Consider the following 23,002-nt stretch of genomic DNA (forward strand, 5'->3'; position numbering starts at 1 on the left):
AAAAATCTGAAAAACAAATATACGAAATTTATCAATAATCTAAAACTCAAACTTCAATTGATACACCACAAATTTTTTCTGATGTGTGTTTAAATTGTTTAAGGAAATCCCTAGTAATCGGACGGAATTCTTCAGTTTTTCTTGATACAATAATTCTTTAGCGGTTTCAAAAATTAGGTTTTTATCGGAAATAAAATATTGTAAAGTTTTACTTCGCGTTTGTTGTGAAAAGTCGGAATATTTAATTTTTAAAGTAATTGTTTTTCCTGCAATTTTGTATTTTTTGATTCGACGTTCAATTTCTTCTGCAATGTTTTTTAAACGTTCTTCCATATAAATTTCAGAAGATAAGTTTTTATTAAACGTGCGTTCTGCGCCAATGGATTTCATTTCTCGATTTGGTTTGACTTGACTAAAACTAATCCCTCGAGATAAATTATAGTACGATTTTCCGCTGTTTCCAAAGTGTTTTTCCAGATATTCTAACGATTTGGTTTTTAAATCGGTTCCGGTATAAATGCCTAATTGATACATTTTTTCGGCCGTGACTTTCCCAATTCCGTAGAATTTTTTCACATCCAACACTTCAATAAACGCTTCTACCTCATCCGGATTGACTGTTTTTTGTCCGTTGGGCTTGTTGAAATCACTCGCGATTTTCGCTACAAATTTATTGACAGAAATTCCTGCCGAAGCTGTTAAACCAGTCACTTCAAATATTTTTTGTCGAATTTCTTGGGCGATTAATGTCGCGCTCGGATTGCCTTTTTTGTTTTCGGTAACATCTAAATACGCTTCATCTAAGGAAAGCGGTTCTACTAAATCTGTGTATTCATGAAATATTTTTCGAATTTGTTGGGAAACTTCTTTATACCGTTCAAAATTGGTTTTCACAAAAATTAATTCCGGACATAATCGAGCGGCTTGCGCACCACTCATCGCACTTCGTACACCAAACTTTCTTGCTTCATAACTGGCAGCACTTACCACACCACGAATTTCATTTCCACCCACAGCAATTGGCTTTCCTTTTAAATCAGGATTGTCCAATTGCTCAACAGAAGCATAAAATGCATCCATATCAATGTGAATTATTTTTCGTTGTATGGTTTCCATAAGATTTACAAAGTACTGAAAAAAATATTTCTTTAAACTGAAATTTATCAGATTTTCAGAAATTTCAACAACATTGTCTTCGAGAACCTCAGCCAATCTGAAATTTGAAACTTGAAACAAAAAGAACCATAAAACTAATATGACTTATATGTTTAAATATTGTAATTTTGAATCTTAATATTTTGAAAATTATGCAAGAAATAGAACGCAAATTTTTAGTCCACTCGTTAGATTTTATCGCGGAAGCAAGCCATACACAAAAAATTGCGCAAGGGTATTTGAATTCAGCTCCTGAACGAACGGTAAGAATTAGAATTAAAGATAACAAAGGATTTATCACCATTAAAGGCAAAGGTGACGCAACCGGAACCACACGTTTTGAATGGGAAAAAGAAATCGATTTAAATGAAGCCGAAGCGTTACTAAATTTATGCGAAACGGGCGTAATTGATAAAACGAGATATTTAATCAAAAAAGGAAACCACACATTTGAAGTGGATATTTTTGAAGGCGAAAACAAAGGTTTAATTGTGGCCGAAATTGAACTTACTGACGCCAATGAAACGTTTGAAAAACCAAGTTGGTTAGCAGAAGAAGTTACTGGCGATGAAAAATATTATAATGCGTATTTGAGCAATAAGCCCTTTACCAGATGGTAAAATAATTTTGGTATTACTTAAATTTTATTGAATCAATTATACTTTTTCTAAAATTTAGGAATTTTTCAAATTCATTTTCATTATTCATAAATTGTAACAAATATACAATGTCTTTATAAACGAAAATATAGTGTTGAGCTATTTTATTTTCATCATCAAGAGAAAAAGAAAGTTTAATAGATAAAATTTCGATATTGTTTATATTTACAATTTCTTCACTAATTAATTTTCCATTTGCAGCTTTTAAAGCATCATTTTTATAAGTCTGAAAAAACTTAGATGGATAATTTTCAGTAATTTTAACTACCAATTCTTTACCAAAATCAAAATTTATAAAAGCGATTACTTCATTTTCAAAAACACCTTTTACAAATTTACTAGTAGTGTTTTTTCCTTCTTCAGAATTTTTAAGTATATTTATAGATAAATTTGCATCAAAGTCACACTCAACTACTTCTTGAGCAAAACTATTTAAGTTAATAAGTAAAATAAAAAAGTAAAATATATTTTTCATAACTTAATTTTTATTTCTTCACTACTTCAATATCTACTTCAATATGCCCGCCGTAAGATGCCGGTTTGACTTTATCAAAAGCGGCTTTTGTTAAGTCAATATGTCTGTTTTTATGAAAAGGGCCACGGTCTGTTACCGTAACATAAACCACTTTTTTGGTTCGTACACCTGTAACTTTTAATTTGGTTCCAAAAGGTAATTTTCGGTGTGCGCAAGTCATGTCATTATTATTAAATCTAATGCCGCTTGCGGTTCTCCTGCCATTAAATTTATTTGCATAGTAAGAAGCGTGTGCAGATTTATGATACATTTCCAATTTTTCAATTGGTTTTGCAATACTATCTTTTTTCTTGATCGTATCCGTGATTTTTGATTTTGGCTTTTCTTGCGAAGGTGTCATTTTTAAATTCTCCTTCTGAAAAAACAAAACCACCAAAAGCGGAAAAATGTATATAAATTTCTTCATCTTCATGTAATATAAGATTAAAAAAGAACAGAAATTGTCATTCTGAATTTATTTCAGAATCTGAATCAAGTTCAGATTGACAATAACCGTTTCTTTTTATGTTTTTATTGCTTAGACAAAAATTATGCCATCCAATTCGACCAAGGAATTCTTGATAAGATTAATAGTAATCCTAAAACGTAAAAAATTCCAATTTTCTTGAATTTTCCATTACTACTTTCTTCTTTTTTATGTTTACTCCAACCTATTGTAATTAATACAATTGCAATAATATTTACAAGTGGATGTTCTACTGCAGTTAATCGCATAGCCGAATTACTCATTTGACTCATAGCGTCTTTTCCTAATGGAGAAGTTGCCCATAAAACCAAACCAACCAGTAATTGAGTGTGACTTAAAATTAATGCCACTAAAGATAAACTTCTGTCGTTTTTTGTGAAATTTCTTTTAGACGAAAGTCCTAAAAAAGCATTTATTACAGCAATTAATACTACAGCTAAAACAGCATAAGCTAACGTAGAATGAATAGATTGAATCATAGTTTAGATTTTTTGTTAGAATTTCAAATGTAAGAAAATATATGGAATCCTACCTTAGTTTAACATTAAAAATTGTAAACTTTTGTTGGAGTAACGCAAAAATCTAACTGAATATCAGTGTTTAATACATCCGAAATCACCTTTTCTGATTCGAAAAAAGACACACCAATTTTTAAGATTTCTGGCTTACATGCTGCTAAAAACTTGTCGTAAAAACCTTTTCCGTAACCTACTCGATTTCCCTTTTCGTCAAAAGCTAAAAGCGGCACAAAGACCACATCGATTTTGGAAACAAGTACTTCTAAACCATCAATCGGTTCTGGAATATCGTATTCGTTTTTTTTTATGGTAGTATTATCGGTTAATAAAAAATGTGTCATTTCTCTGGTGGAAAAATCACTTTTGGAAAGCACAATATTTTTATCTTTTCCAGCTAAAACTTGCAAAATATATTCGGTATTAACTTCTTTCTGACTTTCAATAGGTAAAAAAAGATGATAGAAGCTATGTTGCCAAATATCTAAACGAATGAGTTGATTGGCAATTTGCAAAGACCATTCTTCAATTTCATTTTCAGATAATTGTTTTCGCAATTCTTTATACTTCTGTCGTAATTCTTTTTTCAACATTTTTAGACGTTTTCATTTCGTCTATAAAGTTAGTTAAATGTTCGACTTCTACGTGATCCATCAAAACAATTTTATACCATTTGTTGTTTTCATTGTGCTGTTGTGGTACTAAACCGAATTTATTTGCGATATTTTCAGGAACAAATTCAGCTTTAATCGTCACAATATTCATAAACGGACAATTGTAATAAGCTATTCCTAATGCGTCTAATTCTTTGGTAAGAAATTGTGTTCGCATCATTAAAATGCTGATTTTTTCGTACCAAGCATGAGGTCCGTACGTAAATAGAATCATCCAAACTGCCACAGCATTCGCACCAGAACGACTTCCGCATAAAGTTAAATCCATGCCTTCTACGTACTCCGCTTCTTTGGTTAATACATTTTCGATTAAGCCTTTTCTACAAATAAAAACGCCTGTTCCATAAGGAGCTTGTAACATTTTATGTGCGTCAATTGTAATAGAACTAATTTTTGGATTACTAAAATTAATTTCCGATTTTTCATTGCTAAACGGATAGACAAAACCACCGTAAGCGCCGTCAATATGCAGTTTATATTCTAAATTATGTTTTTCTAAAACTTCGATATAATCATTCGGATTATCTACGGAACCAAACATGGTTGTTCCCATATTGGAAACCGCGATAAAATATTTTACTCCTCTATTTTTCGCTTCCACAATTAAAGCTTCCAATTTCTCTTTTTGAATGGCTCTCGAATAGAAATCAACAGGAATTGAAATCCAATCAATTTGTAATAAATTAGAGGCTTTTGGTATGGAATAATGCGTGTCTTCACTAGCTAAAATGGCAATTTCGTTCAATTTTGCATTGAAATTATGAAAGAAATAATTTCGAAATACCCAAATAGCTTGAATGTTGGCTTCGGTTCCACCAGGAGAAATGTAGCCGTCGTATTCGTTTGGTTGACATTTAAAAACATCAACAGCTAACACATTTAAAACTTCACGTTCAATTTCTTGTGTGCCATAAAACGCATTTTCTGAAGTTCCGAAAGTATGACAACCAATATTATTTGGATTGGCAACATACGCTCTAATTGTGGGTGCATCTCGTAAAAAAGGCGCTTCTTCGTAAAACACTTTACTATCTAAACGAGAAGCGGGAAATCCTAATGAAGTATCTGTCGCAAAATTCACATTTTGAACTAAAGCTTCATCAATTCTATCTTGTCTTTGTTGCGGAGTCAATTTCTTCCAATACTGCATACCTAAATTTTTTTGACAAATCTAAGTGACAACTTTCAGATAAAACATGATAATTGTTAGGTTTGGATTTTGAAGATTATGCTTCTAAATTTGTTGAAATATGAAAAACGGCATCACCTTTATAAACCACTGGTGCATCGTTTACATTTATTAAATAACCTGCATGTGGCGCTTTTAATTTATGACTTACTTTTCCAAACGGATCGGAAATTGTGGCCAGTAATTCGCCTTTTACCACATAACAACCAATTTGTTTTAATCCATGAAACATACCAGAATGATTGGCTCTAATCCAATCTGATTTTTCAATATAAATAGTTTTATTTGCTGAAGAAATTTGATGTTTAGGTTTTAACATTTTCAAATGTTGCAAAAATCTTTTAGCGCCTTCAACACCTTCTTTGGTAACCTTGTCATTAATATCAACCGATTTTCCTCCTTCAAATAACAACAATTGAACGTTCATTTTATCGCATGAATTTCTAAAAGAACCGGCAATATTATTAGAATACAACGTAAAAGGCGCTCCAAAAACATCTGATAATATTTTTAATTCTTTATTATTAGGTACAATACGTATTTGTGGTGCGTTAAATCTTCTGGCGCCACCAGCGTGAAAATCGATAGCATAATCTATATGTGGTATAATTTCTTTTACAATATGATAAGCAAACTGACTCGCTAACGAACCTGTTTTACTTCCAGGGAAAACTCTGTTTAAATCTCTTCCATCAGGAAATTCTCGAGTTTGATTTACAAAACCAAAAATATTAATTACTGGAATACAAATAATTGTACCACATTTAGGTTTGTTGATTTTTTGAACAATAAGTTCCCTAACAATTTCTGTCCCGTTAATTTCATCACCATGTAAACCAGCGCTAAATAAAACAACTGGTCCGTCTTTTTTACTTCTTTTTACAATTATAGGAATATGCAAATCCGTCATCGTGTGCAATTTTCCAATTTGCATGTTGATGGTTTTACTTTCGCCAGGTAAAATAGTTTCGTTAAAAATGGTAATTGACTTATGCATAACGTGTTTGACTTTTTGGCTAATGTAATAAAAAATTACTTCATGTTAAATCAATAGTTTTTTGTTATTTTTGTGATAGAATTTCCATCGCAACAAAAAATACAGACTTCGCCCACAAAAATGACGCCACTCGAACTACAAATCCAAACTTTACCTGATAATCCTGGTGTGTATCAGTATTACGACAAAGACAACAAGATTTTGTATGTTGGAAAAGCGAAAAATTTAAAAAAACGCGTACAATCGTATTTTACTAAAAACCACGATAATTATAAAACTTCGGTACTTGTAAAAAAGATTGTGACGATTAAACACATTGTAGTTCCAACAGAAACCGATGCGTTATTATTGGAAAACAATCTGATTAAAACCTTACAACCTAGATATAATGTTTTACTTCGTGATGATAAAACCTATCCTTGGATTTGTATCAAAAAAGAAGCTTTTCCAAGAGTTTTCCCTACAAGAAAAATGGTGAAAGACGGTTCGGAATATTTTGGTCCTTATACCAGTTTCAAAACCGTAAACACCTTATTGGAATTAATCAAAGAATTATATCCGTTACGAACTTGTAATTTCGATTTATCGTTAACCAATATTCGTGCGGGAAAATATAAAGTGTGTTTAGAATATCATATTGGAAATTGCAAAGGTGGTTGTGAAGGTTTTGAAACCCAAGAACATTATCAAACTCAAATTACAGCAATTAGAGAAATTTTAAAAGGAAATTTCAAAGAAAGTTTAAAAGATTTCAAAAATCACATGCAAATTTTAGCTTCTGAAATGAAGTTTGAAGAAGCACAAAAAATAAAAGATAAAATTGAAGTTTTAGAAAACTATCAAGCGAAATCGACGATTTTAAATCCGAAAATCACCAATATTGATGTGTTTTCGATTATTTCTGATGAAACGATGGCGTATGTGAATTTTTTACAGATTTCTCACGGAGCGATTATTCGTTCGCATACTTTAGAATTAAAGAAAAAATTAGACGAAACCGATCAAGAATTACTAGAATTAGCCGTTGTTGAAATTCGAGAACGATTCTTTTTAACCTCTCGAGAAATTATCGTACCTTTTGAAATAGATTTAGGTGAAACTATAAAAGTAACCGTTCCAAAATTAGGTGATAAAAAAGAAATCTTAAATTTATCGGAACGCAATGCCAAATACTATCGTTTAGACCAACTGAAACAAATAAAAATTGTAGATCCTGAACGTCATACCACCCGAATTATGGCGCAAATGCAAAAAGATTTACGACTTTCTGTGGAACCACGACATATTGAATGTTTTGATAATTCGAACATTCAAGGAACCAATCCGGTTTCGGCTTGTGTGGTTTTTAAAGATGGAAAAGCAAGTAAAAAAGACTATCGCCATTTTAATATCAAAACCGTTGAAGGTCCGAATGATTTTGCTTCGATGGAAGAAGTCGTTTACAGAAGATACAAACGCATGCTTGACGAAAACCAAACGTTACCACAACTAATTATTATAGATGGTGGAAAAGGACAATTGTCTTCGGCTTTAAAAAGTTTGGAAGATTTAGGTTTACGTGGAAAAATTGCCATTATTGGAATTGCGAAACGTTTGGAAGAATTGTTTTATCCAGATGATCCGATTCCTTTATATTTAGATAAGAAAAGTGAAACACTAAAAATTATACAGCAATTACGAAACGAAGCGCATCGATTTGGAATCACGCATCACAGAGATAAAAGAAGTAAAGCATCGTTAGTTTCGTCAATAGATAACATCCCTGGAATTGGTGAAAAAACAATGGTAACTTTAATTTCTCACTTCAAAAGTGTTAAAAGATTAAAAGAAGCCACAGAAAAAGAAATTTCTGACATAATTGGACTTTCAAAAGCGAAAAAAATTACCGACTTTTACAAAAAAGAATAACCTATGTTTAAGAATCAAGTAAAAAGCAAAAAGAAAAAAGAAAATTGCTTTAGCGGTATGTTTTCTTGTATCTTCCTTTTCACTTTTGCCTTTTGCGTTTTGCCTTTAAACTCAAACGCGCAAGAAACTTCAAAAAAACCAAAAATTGGATTGGTGCTTTCTGGTGGTGGCGCGAAAGGATTGGCACATATTGGTGTGTTGAAAGTTATCGATTCCTTAGGAATAAAAATCGATTACATCGGCGGAACCAGTATGGGCGCCATCATTGGTGGAATGTACGCTTCTGGTTATACGGGAAAACAATTGGATTCTATTTTCAAAACGTTAACCATTGACGATTTAGTTCAAGATAATATTCCAAGAAAATCCAAAATTCTTATCAATAAAAGAAATGACGATATTTATGCTTTAGTACTTCCTTTCAAAAACCTTAAATTAGAAACGCCAAATGCGCTTTCTAAAGGTTTGTATAATTTCAATTTCCTTTCTAAAATTAGTTATCACGTAAGAAATATACGTGATTTTAAAAAACTTCCTATTCCGTTTTTCTGTATGGCAACTGATATTGAAACAGGCCAAGAAGTAGTTTTAGATAAAGGAATTTTTCCACAAGCTTTAGTGGCAAGTAGTTCCATTCCAACGATATTTTATCCAATAGAAATTGAAGGAAGGTTACTTGTTGATGGTGGTGTAACCAATAATTATCCAATTGAAAAGCTAAGAGAGTTAGGTGTAGATTTTGTTATTGGTGTAGATGTGCAAGAAGAATTAAAAAATAGAAAGGATTTACAAGGAATCACTACTATTTTCGGACAAATTTCTAATTTCAACACACAAGGACAAATGGAAAGTAAGCGAAAACTTACCGACATTTATATTAAACCCGACATTAAAGGTTTCAATGTTTTATCTTTCGAAAATGGAAAAAAAATTATTGAAAATGGAGAAAATGAAGCTCGAAAATTTTTAACAGAACTTACTGTTTTTCAAAATAGCGACTATAAAAAACCAGAATTAGCTCCAGTAAAAGATTCTATTTATATAGGAAACATTGGCTTTACAGAACTGAAAAATTATACGCGAGCTTACGTTTTAGGGAAATTACGTTTTAAACCAAATACTAAAATTAGTTTTGAAGATTTTCAAAATGGTATTCAAAATTTAAATAATACACAAAACTTTAGCTCTGTAAAATATCAATTTAACGAAAAAGATGTTTTTATTAGTTTAAGAGAAAATAGAGTGAACACTTTTTTAAAATTCGCTTTACATTATGATGAACTATATAAAAGTGGTGCTTTAATAAACATCACTCATAAAAAATTATTATCTAAAAACGACATGGTTTCTTTAGATTTAATTTTAGGTGATAATTTTAGATATGATTTCAACTATTTAATTGATAATGGCTATTATTTTAGTTTTGGTGTTTCTTCAAGTTTAAATAAATTCAATAAAAACGTAAATAATTCTTTCGGAATTCAAAATTATTTAAATAACACTTTCGAAAAAATAAATTTAGATTATTCTAGTTTAAATAATAAAGCATTTCTTCAAACTGTTTTCTTAAGAAAATTTAATCTTGGAGGTGGTTTAGAGCTGCAACATTTGAATTTAAAATCCGAAAATTTACCTAACGCGAATAAAACAATTGAAAACAGTAATTATTTGTCCTTTTTTGGGTTTTTAAATCACGATACGTTTAACAATAAATTTTTTCCAAAAAAAGGATGGTATTTTAAAAGTAATTTTAATTATTATTTTCATTCGTCAGATTACACAAATAAGTTTAGCAAATTTTCAATTGCCAAAGCAGATATGGGAATTGCTTTTGAGCCGTTGAAAAAACTTTCTGTAATTATTCAAAACGAAGGAGGTTTTAAAGTTGGTTATTCTTCTCTACCTTATTTTGATTTTGTTTTAGGTGGGAATGGATTTAAAGACACGAATAATATTCGTTCCTTTTATGGTTATGATTTTTTAAACTTAAGCGGAAACTCCTATGTAAAAGCAACTGGAACTGTTGATTATGAATTTTACAGAAAAAACCATATAAATCTTACTTACAACGCTTCTATTGTTGGAAATTTTATATTTAATTCCACAAAAACTTGGTTAAATAAACCTTCATTTACAGGTTTTGGATTAGGGTATGGATTAGACACACTTATTGGTCCATTTGAAATTAAATATACTTGGTCTCCAGAAACACATTTCTCTGCTTTTTGGTTCAATTTAGGCTTCGTTTTTTAATTAAATATTTTGATTTGGTTAATTAAGTGAAAATATCATATATTTGGCACAACAAAAAATTATTACTTTATGTCTATTTGGAGAGTTAAACCAGTATCTGCTTTTGAAGCGGATATGAAAAAAAGTGAATTAAAGCGAGTTCTAGGGAAATGGAGCTTAACAGCAATTGGAATTGGAGCCATTATTGGTGGAGGTATTTTTGTACTTACCGGAACTGGAGCATATAATCACGCTGGTCCAGCATTAGCGCTTTCATTTGTAATTGCAGGTATCGCTTGTGTATTTGCTGCTTTATGTTATTCTGAATTTGCTTCAATTTTACCTGTAGAAGGTTCTGCGTATGCGTATGCTTACGGAACAATTGGTGAAGTTTTTGCTTGGATTATTGGTTGGGGATTAATCTTAGAATACGCGATGGGTTCGATGACGGTTGCCGTTTCTTGGTCTGGATATTTTAATAAAATGCTCAAAATGTTTGGCATAAAACTCCCCGAATGGCTAACAGCTGACCCAGCAAGTTATACCGGTGAAGGGTTTTCAATGAACTTACCTGCATTTCTTATTGTTCTTTTAGTAATATCTCTTCTTATAAAAGGTACCGAAAAAGCTGCTAGTGCAAATAACTTCATCGTTATTTTAAAAGTCTCTGCAGTTATTTTTGTAATTATTGCAGGTGCATTTTTTATTAATGTAGACAATTGGACACCATTTATTCCTGATGTTCAAACAATTATGGTAGATGACAAACCTCACCAAGCTTATGGTGTTGGTGGTGTAGTTTCAGGAGCTGCTGCAATTTTCTTTGCTTATGTTGGTTTTGATGCGGTATCAACTCAAGCTGGTGAAGCGATCAATCCTAAAAAAGATGTTCCTTTTGCAATCATTGCTTCTTTATTAGTTTGTACAGTACTTTATATTTTAGTTTCTTTAGTATTAACTGGTATGATCAGTTACCAAGACTTCAATCCACTAGGAAAATATCCTGAAGCTATTAAAGCTCCAGTAGCTTATGCTTTTGATATTGCTGGACAAGCTTGGGCAGGTTATATTATCACAATTGCCGCTACAGTTGGTTTAATTTCTGTATTAATGGTAATGATTATGGGACAATCTAGAATTTTCTTAGGAATGTCTAAAGACGGATTAATTCCTTCTGTTTTCTCTAAAATCAACCCAATATCTGGAACTCCAAAAAACAATTTAATGATTTTAGGAGGTTTTATTGCAATAGTTGCTGCTTTCACTCCAATTAGTAAATTAGCAGAAATGACAAGTTTTGGTACATTATTTGCTTTTACTATGGTTTGTATTGCGGTTTGGATTTTAAGAGTAAAACAACCAGGTTTAGAGCGTACTTTTAAAGTTCCTGCTTTACCAGTAATTGCCGTTTGTGGTATTTTAATTAATACATACCTAATGATTAACTTAAGTAAAGATGCACAATTACTATCTTTAGGATGGTTATCCATTGGAATTTTAATATATTTCTTATACGGTAAACGAAATTCGAAACTGAATAATAAACAAGAATAATAAACAAGAATAATATTTAAAACGACTTCAAATTGAAGTCGTTTTTTTTTATAATATATTTTTCCGATATTTGTGTAATGAAATCGCTCATCTATATAACTTTGCGATTGCAAAACACTTAAAATAGCGATTCCTTTTTTGACCGCTAAAAAATAAGTTTTTATAAATATGAAAAATTGGGACGGATTATTAGCCTATTTAAAATTCCTCATCAAGAGAAATCCTGAATGAGTATGCTTCTTTTTTTTAAAATTTATGATTTTAATCTTTAAAAATCATAAACAGTATCAACTTTTAAACAAAAAAGAAAATGCCAATATATCATAAATTAGGAGATTTCCCTCAAAAACGCCACGTACAGTTTGAAAAACCTGATGGTGGATTATATTACGAACAACTTTTTGGTACAGAAGGATTCAATGGACATTCTTCATTATTGTATCATGTTCACAGACCAACACAAGTTAAAGAAATTACCAAATCTTACTCTGTTGAACCAAAAATTGCAATCGGTAAAAACATCAAATCTTTATTACTAAAAGGTTTTGAATTAAAACCAGCTGACGATTTTTTAGAAAGTCGTAAAGACATGTTAGTCAATAAAGATTGTATTATCGGATTAGCCGCACCAAAAAAATCATTACGTACTTATTTTTATAAAAACGCCGATGCAGACGAAATGATATTTATCCATAAAGGTTCTGGGAAACTCAGAACAATGATGGGAAATATTGATTTCGAATATGGCGATTATCTTATTATTCCTCGTGGAATGATTTATCAAATCGATTTCAATACTGAAGAAAATCGTTTGTTTTATGTAGAATCTTATGCGCCATTTTATACGCCAAAAAGATATAAAAACGAATCAGGTCAACATTTAGAACATTCTCCATTTTGCGAAAGAGATTTCAAATTACCAACCGAAATAGAAACCTATGACGAGAAAGGTGATTTTTTAATCAAAATCAAAAAAGAAGGAATGATGCATGAAGTGGTTTACGCTACGCACCCATTTGATGTTATCGGTTGGGACGGATACAATTTCCCATATGGATTTTCAATTCATAATTTCGAACCAATAACAGGTCGAGTTCATTTACCACCACCAATTCATCAAACTTTTGAAACGTCTACTTTTGTAATATGTTCATTCGTACCGAGATTGTATGATTATCATCCAAAATCAATTCCTGCGCCATACAATCACAGTAATATCGATTCTGATGAAGTGTTGTATTATGTAGATGGTGATTTTATGAGTAGAAATAACATCGAACAAGGTCACATTACTTTACATCCAAAAGGAATTCCACACGGACCAGCACCAGGAGCCATGGAAAGAAGTATTGGTCATACCGAAACACTAGAATTAGCCGTTATGGTTGACACGTTCCGCCCATTAATGATAACGGAAGAAGCGATGGGATTAGACGATGGTCAGTACTATAAATCTTGGGTAGAATAATTAAACAATCACAACTTTAGGTAATTTTCATATTACCATTAAAATATATATTATGAGTAACGAATTAAAATCAGTCGAATACGGCTTAGAAAAAATATTTGAAGGCGCGCAAGATTTCTTGCCTTTATTAGGAACAGACTACGTAGAATTTTACGTTGGAAATGCAAAACAAGCGGCTCATTTTTACAAAACAGCTTTCGGTTTTCAATCATTGGCTTATGCTGGATTAGAAACAGGCGTAAAAGACAGAGCATCTTATGTATTAAAACAAGATAAAATTCGTTTGGTATTAACAACCGCTTTAAACAGCAACTCACCAATTGGAGAACATGTAAAAAAACATGGAGATGGTGTTAAAGTGATTGCACTTTGGGTAGAAGACGCTCGTAAATCTTATGAAGAAACTACAAAACGTGGCGCAAAATCTTATTTTGAACCAGTTGTTGAAAGTGATGAAAACGGTGAAGTAGTTCGCGCAGGTATCTATGGTGCTTACGGAGAAACGGTTTTTGTATTTGTAGAACGTAAAAATTATAACGGAATCTTTTTACCTGGATACAGTGAATGGAAATCGGATTACAATCCAGAACCTGTTGGTTTAAAATTCATTGACCATATGGTTGGAAATACAGGATGGAACAGAATGGATGAAGCTGTAAAATGGTTTGAAGACGTGATGGGATTTGTGAATTTCCTTTCTTTTGACGACAAACAAATTACTACGGAATATTCGGCTTTAATGTCTAAAGTAATGAGTAACGGAAACGGAAGAATTAAATTCCCTATCAACGAACCAGCTAATGGAAAAAAACGTTCTCAAATTGAAGAATATTTAGATTTCTATGAAGGCGAAGGTGTACAACACATTGCAGTTGCAACTGACGATATTATTACAACTGTTGCGGATATGCGTTCTCGTGGAATTGAATTTTTAAGTACGCCACCACAAGCGTATTATGATGCTATTCCTGAAAGATTAAAAGATCATATGTCTAAATTTAAAGAAGATATTAATGAACTTCAGAAATTAGGAATCATGATTGATGCGGATGAAGAAGGGTATTTGTTACAAATTTTCACCAAACCAATTGAAGACAGACCAACTCTTTTCTTCGAAGTTATTCAAAGAATGGGTGCAAAAGGTTTTGGAGCAGGAAATTTCAAAGCGCTTTTTGAGTCAATTGAAAGAGAACAAGCCAAAAGAGGAACACTATAAAAAACTAAAGCAGCTGTAAAAAGCTGCTTTTTTTATAAAACACTTTTATTTCAAAGCGTTTTAGGAAGAATTAGTAAAAAAACTGATAAATTTCATCATTTTTAAACAATTAGTTAAATATCTGCATTGTCAAATACTCAATAAAAAGTTATTATTTTTTTGTTTTGTTAAATTTTAACCGCTTTTCTTACATATTATTCTGTTAAAAGTGTTAAAGTTGATTTTTCTTTAAATAAAACACAAAACCTTAACATATCTTTGCAGGGCAATTGAGAGGTAGTAGACTCATATTGTATATAAGTTTTCATAATTTATAGTTTTTTGGTTGGTTAAAACATAAAAACTCAGTCATATCTTTTGACTGGGTTTTTTGTTTTTTGTAACTTTGGAACAATAATTGTATTCTTCTAAGAAAAACTTATAAAATGAAAAAGATAATTTTACTTTTTACTGTGTTTATACTATCAAACTCGTTTGATACTGCTCAAGTTGATTCTTATACTGTTGGAGAATTTGTTAAACTAAGAATACATTACGGACTTATCAATGCTGGTTATGCTACTTTAGAAGTTAAAGACGCAGAACTTAACGGTAAAAAAATGCACCATGTTGTAGGCAAAGGTTACACAAGTGGTATGACTAAAATGATGTTTAAAGTGGTAGACAACTACGAAAGCTACTTTAACAAAGAAACAAACAAACCTTATGTTTTTATTAGAAATATCAACGAAGGTGGTTATACCAAAAACCAACAAGGTTACTTCAATCAAAACAACAATACTGTTCTAGTAAAAGACTACAAAAACAAAACGGAAAAAACATTTAGTGTACCCGAAAATGTACAAGATATTGTTTCATCATTTTATTATTTAAGAAATCATCCTAAAATTGACAAATTAAATGTGGGGGAATCAATCACAATTGATATGTTTTTTGATGATGAAACTACAAAATTTAAGCTTAAATTTGTTGGTAGAGAAAATATAAACTCTAAATTTGGAAAAATAAACTGCATGATCTTTAAACCTTTAGTACAAGCAGGTCGTGTATTTAAGGAAGAAGAAAGTTTAACTGTTTGGATTTCAGACGATAGCAACAAAATTCCAATCAGAGTAAAAGCGAGTTTGGCCGTTGGATCTATCAAAGCCGACATCGATCAATATAAAGGATTAAAACATCCCATAAATTTTAAAAATTAACTGTTTTGCAAGATACTATTAAAGAAAAAATCGAACAATTAAACGAAAAGTTTGATAAAATAAATCAAAATACAGAAACTCATTTAGAAGGATTGCTTTGGGCTAAACCAATAACTTATTGGGATTACATACAAACCGATGCGCTTTTAAACTTGCAAATTCAACGCACCACTTTACCAGACGAAATGGTATTTATTATGTACCATCAAGTCAATGAATTATTGTTCAAAATGATTCTTTGGGAAATGCAGCAAGTTTGTTATAATGAGGCTCCAAGTACCGAATTTTTCACAGAAAGACTAGGTAGAATCAGCAGATATTTTGATATGCTTACTACTTCTTTTGATATTATGAAAGACGGAATGGAGCCGGAACAATATTTAAAATTTAGAAACACGTTAACGCCAGCGAGTGGCTTTCAAAGTGCCCAATATAGAATGATTGAATTCGCTTCAACAGATTTAATCAACCTAATTGATATCCGATACAGAGCTGGATTTGACACTGCTGCATCTTATCCAAATACTTTGGAACATATGTATTGGCAAGCTGCTGGAAAAGATTATTATACTGGTGAAAAATCATATTTGTTAACAGAATTTGAACGCAAATACAAAAAAGAATTTTTGTGCTTTATGGAAGATTATAGTGACAAGAATCTTTGGAAAAAATTCAAACAATTACCTGAAAACGATCAAAAAAATCCAGAACTAATTGCTGCCATGCGTCATTACGACAAAACAGTGAATATCACTTGGGTGATGGGTCATTTCAATGCCGCTAAAAAATATATAGAAAGTGTTCCTGGAAATCATGAAGCAACTGGTGGAAGTGATTGGAAAAAATACATGCTGCCAAAATACCAAAGAAGAATTTTCTTTCCAGAACTTTGGAGTGAAGAAGAATTAAAAAATTGGGGAGAATAATACCAAAAAAAAACAGTTTGAAATATTTACTATACGCACTTATACTACTACTAACGTTTTCTTGTCAAGATAAAGAAAACGCCAAAAAAATTGCAGAAAAAACCGTCAAAAAAGAACCTATAATTAAAAAATATGGGTTTACTTTTAATGACTTTTCGGTGGTAGAAGACACTTTGCAATCTGGAGATACTTTTAGCACTATTTTAGAAGCGTATACGTTACCAGATAGTTTAAAAACCTTTGATATTACAGAGAAAATTAAAGATTCTTTCAATATAAAAAACATTCGTGCAGGTAAACCTTTCATTACTTTATCAGACAAAAAAAATAAAAAAAACATAAAAGCTTTAGTTTATGTTCAGGATAAAACGAGTTATTTAGTTGTTGATTTAAGAGATTCAATTCATGTACAAATTAAAACACGTCCAACTGTAATTAAAAGAAGAACTATTGCTGCAGAATTAGACGGTTCCTTATCTGAAACACTTTCAAGAAATGGAGTTAGTGCTTCTTTAGCAAATGAATTAGCACAAATTTACAAATACTCCATTGACTTTTTCAAACTTAAAAAAGGTGATAAATTTGCCGTTACTATCAAAGAAAAATATTTCGAAAATGGTGAATATTTAGGTGTAGATGAAGTGGAAGCTTCCTATTTTGAATACAAAGGGAAAAAGATCTACGCTTTTCCATACAAAATCAACGAAAAACAAAAAAAACCAGAATATTTTGATGAAAAAGCATCAGGTGCGAAAAGTATGTTTTTAAAAGCACCTTTGTCATTCTTTAAATTAACTTCAAAATTTACTACTCGAAGATTTCACCCGGTACAATTTACATGGAAAGCCCACAACGGAACTGATTATGCAGCACCACATGGAACGCCAATAAAAACAACCGCTTCAGGTGTTGTAGAAGCTACTGGTTACACTTCTGGAAATGGAAATTTCGTAAAAGTAAAACACAACGGAAAATACGCCACACAATACCTGCACATGTCTAAAATTTTGGTTCGCAGAGGACAATCTGTAACACAAGGTCAAGTGATTGGAAAAGTGGGAAGTACGGGTTTAGCAACTGGTCCGCACGTGTGTTATCGTTTCTGGAAAAATGGAGTTCAAGTTGATCCATTACGATTGAAATTACCTACTTCGGAACCCATGACAAAAAAACAAAAAGAAAAATATTTGGCTACAATTGCACCGCTTAAAAAAGAATTGGAAGACATCACCACAAAAACTTTTAAAGAGTAAAAAATGAGCCTTAATACGATAAATCCAACTGAAACTGATGCTTGGCAAAAATTAAGAACACATTTTTCTGAAATTGAGTTTCAATCGATAAATGATTTGTTTGAAAATGATGCCAAAAGAGCTGCGACATTCCATATTGAATGGAACGATTTTTATGTAGATTTTTCTAAAAACAATTGGACCAAAGAAACCTTAAGTTTACTAATTGAATTAGCAAATGAAGTAGGTTTACAAGAAGCCATTTCAAAATATTTTTCAGGCGAAAAAATTAATGAAACAGAAGACAGAGCTGTGCTTCACACCGCTTTACGTGCCAACGAAAATGACACCATTCTATTTGAAGGCGAAAACGTAATTCCTGAAATTTTTGCTACAAAAAACAAAATAAAAGACTTTACAAATTCTATAATTTCTGGAGAAGCGAAAGGCTATTCTGGAAAACATTTTACAGATGTAGTAAATATCGGAATTGGCGGTTCAGATTTAGGTCCGGCAATGGTTGTGGAGGCACTTCAATTTTATAAAAATAAGTTAAACACACATTTTATTTCTAATGTTGATGGTGATCACATTCAAGAAATTTTAAAAAAAATAAATCCAGAAACCACTTTATTTGTCATTGTTTCTAAAACATTTACTACTCAAGAAACGATAACCAATTCGGAAACAATTAAAAAATGGTTTTTGCAAAATGCTTCGGAAAAAGACATATCTAAGCATTTTGTGGCTGTTTCAAGTAACTTACAAAACGTAACAAATTTCGGAATTGCGCCTGAAAACATTTTTCCAATGTGGGATTGGGTTGGCGGACGCTTTTCATTATGGAGCGCCGTTGGTTTAACGATTAGTTTAGCAGTTGGTTACGATAATTTCAATCAATTATTAAAAGGTGCAAATAAAATGGACACGCATTTTAAAACCACATCTTTTGAAAATAATATTCCAGTTGTATTGGCTTTATTGAGCATTTGGCACAATAACTTTTTTGGAGCTGAAACAGAAGCCTTAATTCCATACACACAATATTTACAAAAATTAGCACCCTATTTACAACAAAGTAATATGGAAAGCAACGGAAAATCTATTGCACGAAATGGATTTCCAGTAAATTATCAAACCGGAACAATTGTTTGGGGCGAGCCAGGAAGCAATTCGCAACACGCTTTTTTTCAATTAATTCATCAAGGAACAAAATTAATTCCGACAGATTTTATTGGGTTTATTCAACCACTTCACGGAGAAAAAGACCATCATAATAAATTAATGTCGAACTTTTTTGCACAAACTGAAGCTTTATTAAAAGGGAAATCTAAAGAGGAAGTTCTTGCAGAATTTGAAGCACAAGGAAAAACCGAAGCAGAAATTTCAAAATTAATTCCGTTTAAAGTTTTCACAGGAAACAAACCATCAAACACTATTTTAATAAACCAATTAACTCCAGAAAGTTTAGGGAAATTAATTGCCATGTACGAACACAAAATTTTTGTACAAGGAATTATTTGGAACATTTATAGTTATGATCAATGGGGAGTTGAGTTAGGAAAACAATTAGCCAACTCTATTTTAAGCGAAATTGAAAGTGGTACAGTCAAAAATCACGATAGTTCAACTAGTCAGCTAATTAGCAAATTCATTACTGGGTAAATTAATTTAAGATAAATTTTTGTTAACATTCTCTTAACCTAAGCCGCTTCTTTGTTTTCTAATTTTGTCGAAAATTTATAAATAAACAAAATGAAAAAGTGTGTTTTTTGGTTTTTTCTATTACTTTCTGGTGTCGGATTTTCACAGGTAACAAAATCAGCAATAGCTGGTACTGTAAAATCAACATCAGGAGAAGCGCTTCCAGCTGCTGTAGTAGAAATTAAACACGTTCCTACTGGAACAAAATACTTCTCGACGACAGACGAAAAGGGAAATTACTCAGCAAATTCTGTAAGACCTGGTGGTCCTTACACTATTAAAGTAAACTATACGGGTTATAATCCGTATATCATTGAAGAAGTTTTTGCTCCTTTAGGGAATTCAATTGTAATTAATTTACAATTACAAAGTGCTATTAATGCAATTGAAGAAGTAAAAATTGTAACCGTTAATGCTAAAGACGCCTACAATAAAGGTAAAACTGGTGCGGGTCAACAGTTTTCTACAAGAGAAATAAACAGTGTTCCAATTATTGGCTCAAGAAGTATAAACAGTATTACAAAATATAATGCCAATGCTGGTAGTAATGGAACTTTTGGTGGTCAAGATTCTCGTTTAAACAATTTTACAATTGATGGTTCTGTTTTTAATAACGGATTTGGATTAGGATCTGATACTCAAGCAGGAGGAAGAACAGGTTCTACAGCCATTTCTTTAGATGCAATTGAACAACTTCAAGTAAATATTGCTCCTTTTGACGTAAGACAATCTGGTTTTACAGGTTCTGGAATTAATGCAGTAACTAGAAGTGGAACTAATGAAATTGAAAGTTCTGTTTATCATTCTTTCAGAAATAATAAAAAAGAATTTTTAGGAGAAAGAGCTGGAAATGTGAAAATTACACCTTCTCAATTTCAAGAAAAAATTTGGGGAGCACGTATTGGAGCACCTATTATTAAAGATAAATTGTTTTTCTTTGGAAACTTTGAAACCATTGACAACACGAGTCCAGCAACAACTTGGACTTCTTCAGGTTCACCAATTGGAGGTGCACAAGTATCTGAAACGGCTTATACAGATTTGGTAAATTTATCTAATTTATTAAAAAACTCATTTGGCTACGAAACTGGACCTTTTGAAAATTTTGATGCAGTAAGAGAATCAAAAAAGTTTTTAGCAAGAATTGACTGGAATATTAATGATAATCATAAATTAACAGCTCGTTATGTGCATCATGATTCAGGATCAGATGAATTAATTTCAAATTCAAACTCTGCCGGTTTTGGTAACAGAAGAACGAATGTTTTTTCTATGTCATACAAAAATAGTGGATATGTAATTCAAGATAATACAAGATCAGCTGTTTTAGAATGGGATTGGAAAATTTCTGAAAAATGGTCAAACAATTTTATTGCAGGATTCGACAAACAACTTGAAAACAGAGATTTACAAGGTGGTGGACTTTTCCCAACTATTGATATTAAAAAAGGTGCAAATAACTATATTTCTGCTGGTTTAGATCCGTTTACACCATCAAATTTATTAGATTACTCAACCCTTCACTTTACCAATAATATTACTGGAAACTTCGGTAAACACACTTTATTATTTGGTGCCAATTATGAAAGATTTGTTTCTAACAATAACTTCTTCCCAGCATCAAATGGAGTGTATATTTTTGACGATCTTACTACTTTTAATAATGCAGTTGCAGAAACTGTTGCTAATGGTGGAGCGCCATCATCTACATATTTACCATCAAGATTTCAATTCAGATATTCTGCTTTGCCAGGTGGTGCAGAACCAATGCAAGTTTTAAAATCTAATAAAATTGATGTTTATGCTCAAGATGAATACAAAGTTTCAACCAGCTTAAAATTAACCTATGGTCTTCGAGCTACAGCAGTTAGTTTTGAAAACACGGCTATAGAAAACACAGCAGTAACTGCCATGACATTTGCAAATGGTGAGAAACTTAATACTGGTAAAATGCCAGATACTCAATATTTATTTGAACCAAGATTAGGATTCAATTTAGATGTAAATAAAAACGCAAAAACTGTAGTAAGAGGTGGAACGGGAATTTTCACTGGAAGACCACCATTGGTTTTCTTATCTAACGCTATTGGAAATAATGGAGTTTTAACAGGGTTTATTGACGTAAGTGGTGCAGATTTAGTAAATGGAGGGTATGGTTTTACAGCTAATCCTGGACAATATTTTACACCAAGCACACCACAATTGCCTTCAACATTTGATTTAGCTTTTACAGATAATGATTTTAAATTTCCACAATCTTGGAAAACAAATATTGCAATAGATCAAAAATTACCATTTGGTTTTATTGGGTCTGTTGAAGCTATCTATAGTAAAAATATTAACGAAGTTTTTTATTATAATGCCAACTTAGCTGATCCAGTTGGAAACATAAGCAATGGTGGTGATACCAGACCATTCTATTCTGGAACTGATGCTGGAGCAAGAGTAAACAATAATGTTTCAAATGCTATTGTTTTATCGAATTCAAATAAAGGATATTTTTATTCTACAACATTTAAATTAGAATATCCATACAAAAAAGGATTTTGGGGTTCTGTAGCTTACACCTATTCTAACGCACAAGATTTATTATCTGCAGGTTCAATTGCTTCAGGTTCTTGGACAGGTGCAAGATCTGTTTTAGGAAACAATAATTTAGATGTATCTAACTCTAACAACAACACACCTCACAGAATTGTTGGTTTATTAGGTTATAAATTAAATTACGGTAAAAAATATGGTGGATCAACATCATTTAATATTGGATATATTGGAGAGCAAGCTGGTTCATTTACGTACACGTATGGAAGTGATATTAATGGTGACCGTGTAAATGGTAACGATTTATTATACGTCCCAAATAATGTGTCAGAACTTAGATTCGTAGATATTACACAAAACGTTGGTGGAGTAAATCAAGTTTTATATACAGCAGCACAACAAGCTGAAGCTTTTAATAAATATATTGAACAAGATTCTTATTTAAAAGGAAAAAGAGGTCAATATGTTGACAGAAACGCTAACGAGTTACCAATGTTACACCGTTTAGATCTTTCGGTTACTCAAGATTTCTTCTTGAAAATTAAAGGTAAAAAACAATCTTTTCAATTTAGAGCAGATATCTTAAACTTTACCAACTTATTAAATAACGATTGGGGAGTTTCAAAAAGAGTAACAAATTCACAAATTCTTTCTGTTAGAGAAGCACCAAGTGCTGCAAACAACTACACTCCAGGTTTACAAATGTCGGTACAAACAGACGATACAGGAAAAAGATTTTTAACAAAAGATACTTTCTCTAACAACTCATCTGCTTTTGATGTTTGGCAAGCACAATTTACATTAAGATATACTTTCGGAAAATAATATTATA

The 23,002-nt window shown here is 31.6% G+C and carries 18 protein-coding genes; 11 read left to right on the top strand and 7 right to left on the bottom strand.

Going from position 1 to position 23,002, the window contains the following annotated elements; translation table 11 throughout:
- Positions 1 to 39 precede the first annotated feature (39 nt).
- Positions 40 to 1,116: a DNA polymerase IV gene (gene dinB / locus G6N05_RS10410; RefSeq protein ID WP_166128315.1), complete on the bottom strand. Its 1,077-nt coding sequence runs from the start codon at positions 1,114 to 1,116 to the stop codon at positions 40 to 42.
- Between the two features lie 191 nt (positions 1,117 to 1,307).
- Between dinB and G6N05_RS10415 the strand changes: the two genes are divergently transcribed.
- The gene (locus G6N05_RS10415) at positions 1,308 to 1,775 is read left to right on the top strand and encodes a CYTH domain-containing protein (protein WP_166128319.1); all 468 of its coding nucleotides are present in this window, start codon (positions 1,308 to 1,310) and stop codon (positions 1,773 to 1,775) included.
- A gap of 13 nt (positions 1,776 to 1,788) precedes the next feature.
- On the opposite strand, the gene G6N05_RS10420 is transcribed toward G6N05_RS10415, so the two are convergent.
- The 6 genes from G6N05_RS10420 to G6N05_RS10445 form a co-directional block, all read right to left on the bottom strand.
- The gene (locus G6N05_RS10420) at positions 1,789 to 2,289 is read right to left on the bottom strand and encodes a hypothetical protein (RefSeq protein ID WP_166128323.1); all 501 of its coding nucleotides are present in this window, start codon (positions 2,287 to 2,289) and stop codon (positions 1,789 to 1,791) included.
- Between the two features lie 10 nt (positions 2,290 to 2,299).
- Positions 2,300 to 2,755: a septal ring lytic transglycosylase RlpA family protein gene (locus G6N05_RS10425; RefSeq protein ID WP_225875157.1), complete on the bottom strand. Its 456-nt coding sequence runs from the start codon at positions 2,753 to 2,755 to the stop codon at positions 2,300 to 2,302.
- A 122-nt stretch (positions 2,756 to 2,877) separates the two neighbouring features.
- On the bottom strand, positions 2,878 to 3,294 hold the full coding sequence (locus G6N05_RS10430; protein WP_166128327.1) for a hypothetical protein: 417 nt from the start codon (positions 3,292 to 3,294) through the stop codon (positions 2,878 to 2,880).
- A 65-nt stretch (positions 3,295 to 3,359) separates the two neighbouring features.
- Positions 3,360 to 3,923 (bottom strand): 5-formyltetrahydrofolate cyclo-ligase, encoded by a 564-nt coding sequence (locus tag G6N05_RS10435; RefSeq protein WP_166128330.1) that lies wholly within the window; start codon positions 3,921 to 3,923, stop codon positions 3,360 to 3,362.
- Positions 3,892 to 5,154 (bottom strand): pyridoxal-dependent decarboxylase, encoded by a 1,263-nt coding sequence (locus G6N05_RS10440; protein ID WP_166128334.1) that lies wholly within the window; start codon positions 5,152 to 5,154, stop codon positions 3,892 to 3,894. The genes G6N05_RS10435 and G6N05_RS10440 overlap by 32 nt, the downstream gene beginning before the upstream one ends.
- Positions 5,155 to 5,230: 76 nt before the next feature.
- On the bottom strand, positions 5,231 to 6,190 hold the full coding sequence (locus G6N05_RS10445; protein ID WP_225875158.1) for a succinylglutamate desuccinylase/aspartoacylase family protein: 960 nt from the start codon (positions 6,188 to 6,190) through the stop codon (positions 5,231 to 5,233).
- 120 nt (positions 6,191 to 6,310) lie between these two features.
- On the opposite strand from G6N05_RS10445, the gene uvrC reads away from it, so the two are divergent.
- From uvrC to G6N05_RS10495, 10 genes are all read left to right on the top strand, one after another.
- Entirely contained in the window at positions 6,311 to 8,098 is a 1,788-nt protein-coding gene (gene uvrC / locus G6N05_RS10450; RefSeq protein WP_166128338.1) for an excinuclease ABC subunit UvrC, read from the top strand.
- Positions 8,099 to 8,101: 3 nt separating this feature from the next.
- Positions 8,102 to 10,351: a patatin-like phospholipase family protein gene (locus G6N05_RS10455; protein WP_225875159.1), complete on the top strand. Its 2,250-nt coding sequence runs from the start codon at positions 8,102 to 8,104 to the stop codon at positions 10,349 to 10,351.
- 69 nt (positions 10,352 to 10,420) lie between these two features.
- Positions 10,421 to 11,884, top strand: coding sequence for an APC family permease (locus G6N05_RS10460; protein WP_166128341.1), 1,464 nt, complete (start codon positions 10,421 to 10,423; stop codon positions 11,882 to 11,884).
- Between the two features lie 310 nt (positions 11,885 to 12,194).
- Positions 12,195 to 13,352, top strand: a complete 1,158-nt coding sequence (locus tag G6N05_RS10465) for a homogentisate 1,2-dioxygenase (RefSeq protein WP_166128345.1) — start codon at positions 12,195 to 12,197, stop codon at positions 13,350 to 13,352.
- 52 nt (positions 13,353 to 13,404) lie between these two features.
- The gene (gene hppD, locus G6N05_RS10470) at positions 13,405 to 14,568 is read left to right on the top strand and encodes a 4-hydroxyphenylpyruvate dioxygenase (protein ID WP_166128350.1); all 1,164 of its coding nucleotides are present in this window, start codon (positions 13,405 to 13,407) and stop codon (positions 14,566 to 14,568) included.
- 425 nt (positions 14,569 to 14,993) lie between these two features.
- Positions 14,994 to 15,767, top strand: coding sequence for a DUF3108 domain-containing protein (locus G6N05_RS10475; RefSeq protein WP_166128353.1), 774 nt, complete (start codon positions 14,994 to 14,996; stop codon positions 15,765 to 15,767).
- Positions 15,768 to 15,772: 5 nt separating this feature from the next.
- Positions 15,773 to 16,693 carry a tryptophan 2,3-dioxygenase family protein gene (locus G6N05_RS10480; protein ID WP_166128357.1) on the top strand — a complete coding sequence of 307 codons (921 nt, stop codon included), beginning with the start codon at positions 15,773 to 15,775 and terminating at the stop codon, positions 16,691 to 16,693.
- A gap of 17 nt (positions 16,694 to 16,710) precedes the next feature.
- Positions 16,711 to 17,946, top strand: coding sequence for a M23 family metallopeptidase (locus G6N05_RS10485; protein ID WP_166128361.1), 1,236 nt, complete (start codon positions 16,711 to 16,713; stop codon positions 17,944 to 17,946).
- A gap of 3 nt (positions 17,947 to 17,949) precedes the next feature.
- On the top strand, positions 17,950 to 19,590 hold the full coding sequence (gene pgi, locus G6N05_RS10490; protein ID WP_166128366.1) for a glucose-6-phosphate isomerase: 1,641 nt from the start codon (positions 17,950 to 17,952) through the stop codon (positions 19,588 to 19,590).
- 90 nt (positions 19,591 to 19,680) lie between these two features.
- Positions 19,681 to 22,995, top strand: coding sequence for a TonB-dependent receptor (locus G6N05_RS10495; protein ID WP_166128369.1), 3,315 nt, complete (start codon positions 19,681 to 19,683; stop codon positions 22,993 to 22,995).
- The last annotated feature ends 7 nt before the right edge of the window (positions 22,996 to 23,002 follow it).

The sequence above is a fragment of the Flavobacterium bernardetii genome, assembly GCF_011305415.1.
In the GTDB taxonomy this organism is placed as follows: Bacteria; Bacteroidota; Bacteroidia; order Flavobacteriales; family Flavobacteriaceae; genus Flavobacterium; species Flavobacterium bernardetii.

Bases quoted from the DNA above. Each gene is read 5' to 3' on its own strand.
- G6N05_RS10415 (WP_166128319.1), top strand. From the start codon at position 1,308: ATGCAAGAAATAGAACGCAAATTTTTAGTCCACTCGTTAGATTTTATC.
- pgi (WP_166128366.1), top strand. From the start codon at position 17,950: ATGAGCCTTAATACGATAAATCCAACTGAAACTGATGCTTGGCAAAAA.
- G6N05_RS10495 (WP_166128369.1), top strand. From the start codon at position 19,681: ATGAAAAAGTGTGTTTTTTGGTTTTTTCTATTACTTTCTGGTGTCGGA.
- G6N05_RS10460 (WP_166128341.1), top strand. From the start codon at position 10,421: ATGTCTATTTGGAGAGTTAAACCAGTATCTGCTTTTGAAGCGGATATG.
- G6N05_RS10435 (WP_166128330.1), bottom strand. From the start codon at position 3,923: ATGTTGAAAAAAGAATTACGACAGAAGTATAAAGAATTGCGAAAACAA.
- hppD (WP_166128350.1), top strand. From the start codon at position 13,405: ATGAGTAACGAATTAAAATCAGTCGAATACGGCTTAGAAAAAATATTT.
- G6N05_RS10440 (WP_166128334.1), bottom strand. From the start codon at position 5,154: ATGCAGTATTGGAAGAAATTGACTCCGCAACAAAGACAAGATAGAATT.
- G6N05_RS10420 (WP_166128323.1), bottom strand. From the start codon at position 2,289: ATGAAAAATATATTTTACTTTTTTATTTTACTTATTAACTTAAATAGT.
- G6N05_RS10425 (WP_225875157.1), bottom strand. From the start codon at position 2,755: ATGAAGAAATTTATATACATTTTTCCGCTTTTGGTGGTTTTGTTTTTT.
- G6N05_RS10430 (WP_166128327.1), bottom strand. From the start codon at position 3,294: ATGATTCAATCTATTCATTCTACGTTAGCTTATGCTGTTTTAGCTGTA.
- G6N05_RS10455 (WP_225875159.1), top strand. From the start codon at position 8,102: ATGTTTAAGAATCAAGTAAAAAGCAAAAAGAAAAAAGAAAATTGCTTT.
- G6N05_RS10475 (WP_166128353.1), top strand. From the start codon at position 14,994: ATGAAAAAGATAATTTTACTTTTTACTGTGTTTATACTATCAAACTCG.
- G6N05_RS10445 (WP_225875158.1), bottom strand. From the start codon at position 6,190: ATGCATAAGTCAATTACCATTTTTAACGAAACTATTTTACCTGGCGAA.
- G6N05_RS10465 (WP_166128345.1), top strand. From the start codon at position 12,195: ATGCCAATATATCATAAATTAGGAGATTTCCCTCAAAAACGCCACGTA.
- uvrC (WP_166128338.1), top strand. From the start codon at position 6,311: ATGACGCCACTCGAACTACAAATCCAAACTTTACCTGATAATCCTGGT.
- dinB (WP_166128315.1), bottom strand. From the start codon at position 1,116: ATGGAAACCATACAACGAAAAATAATTCACATTGATATGGATGCATTT.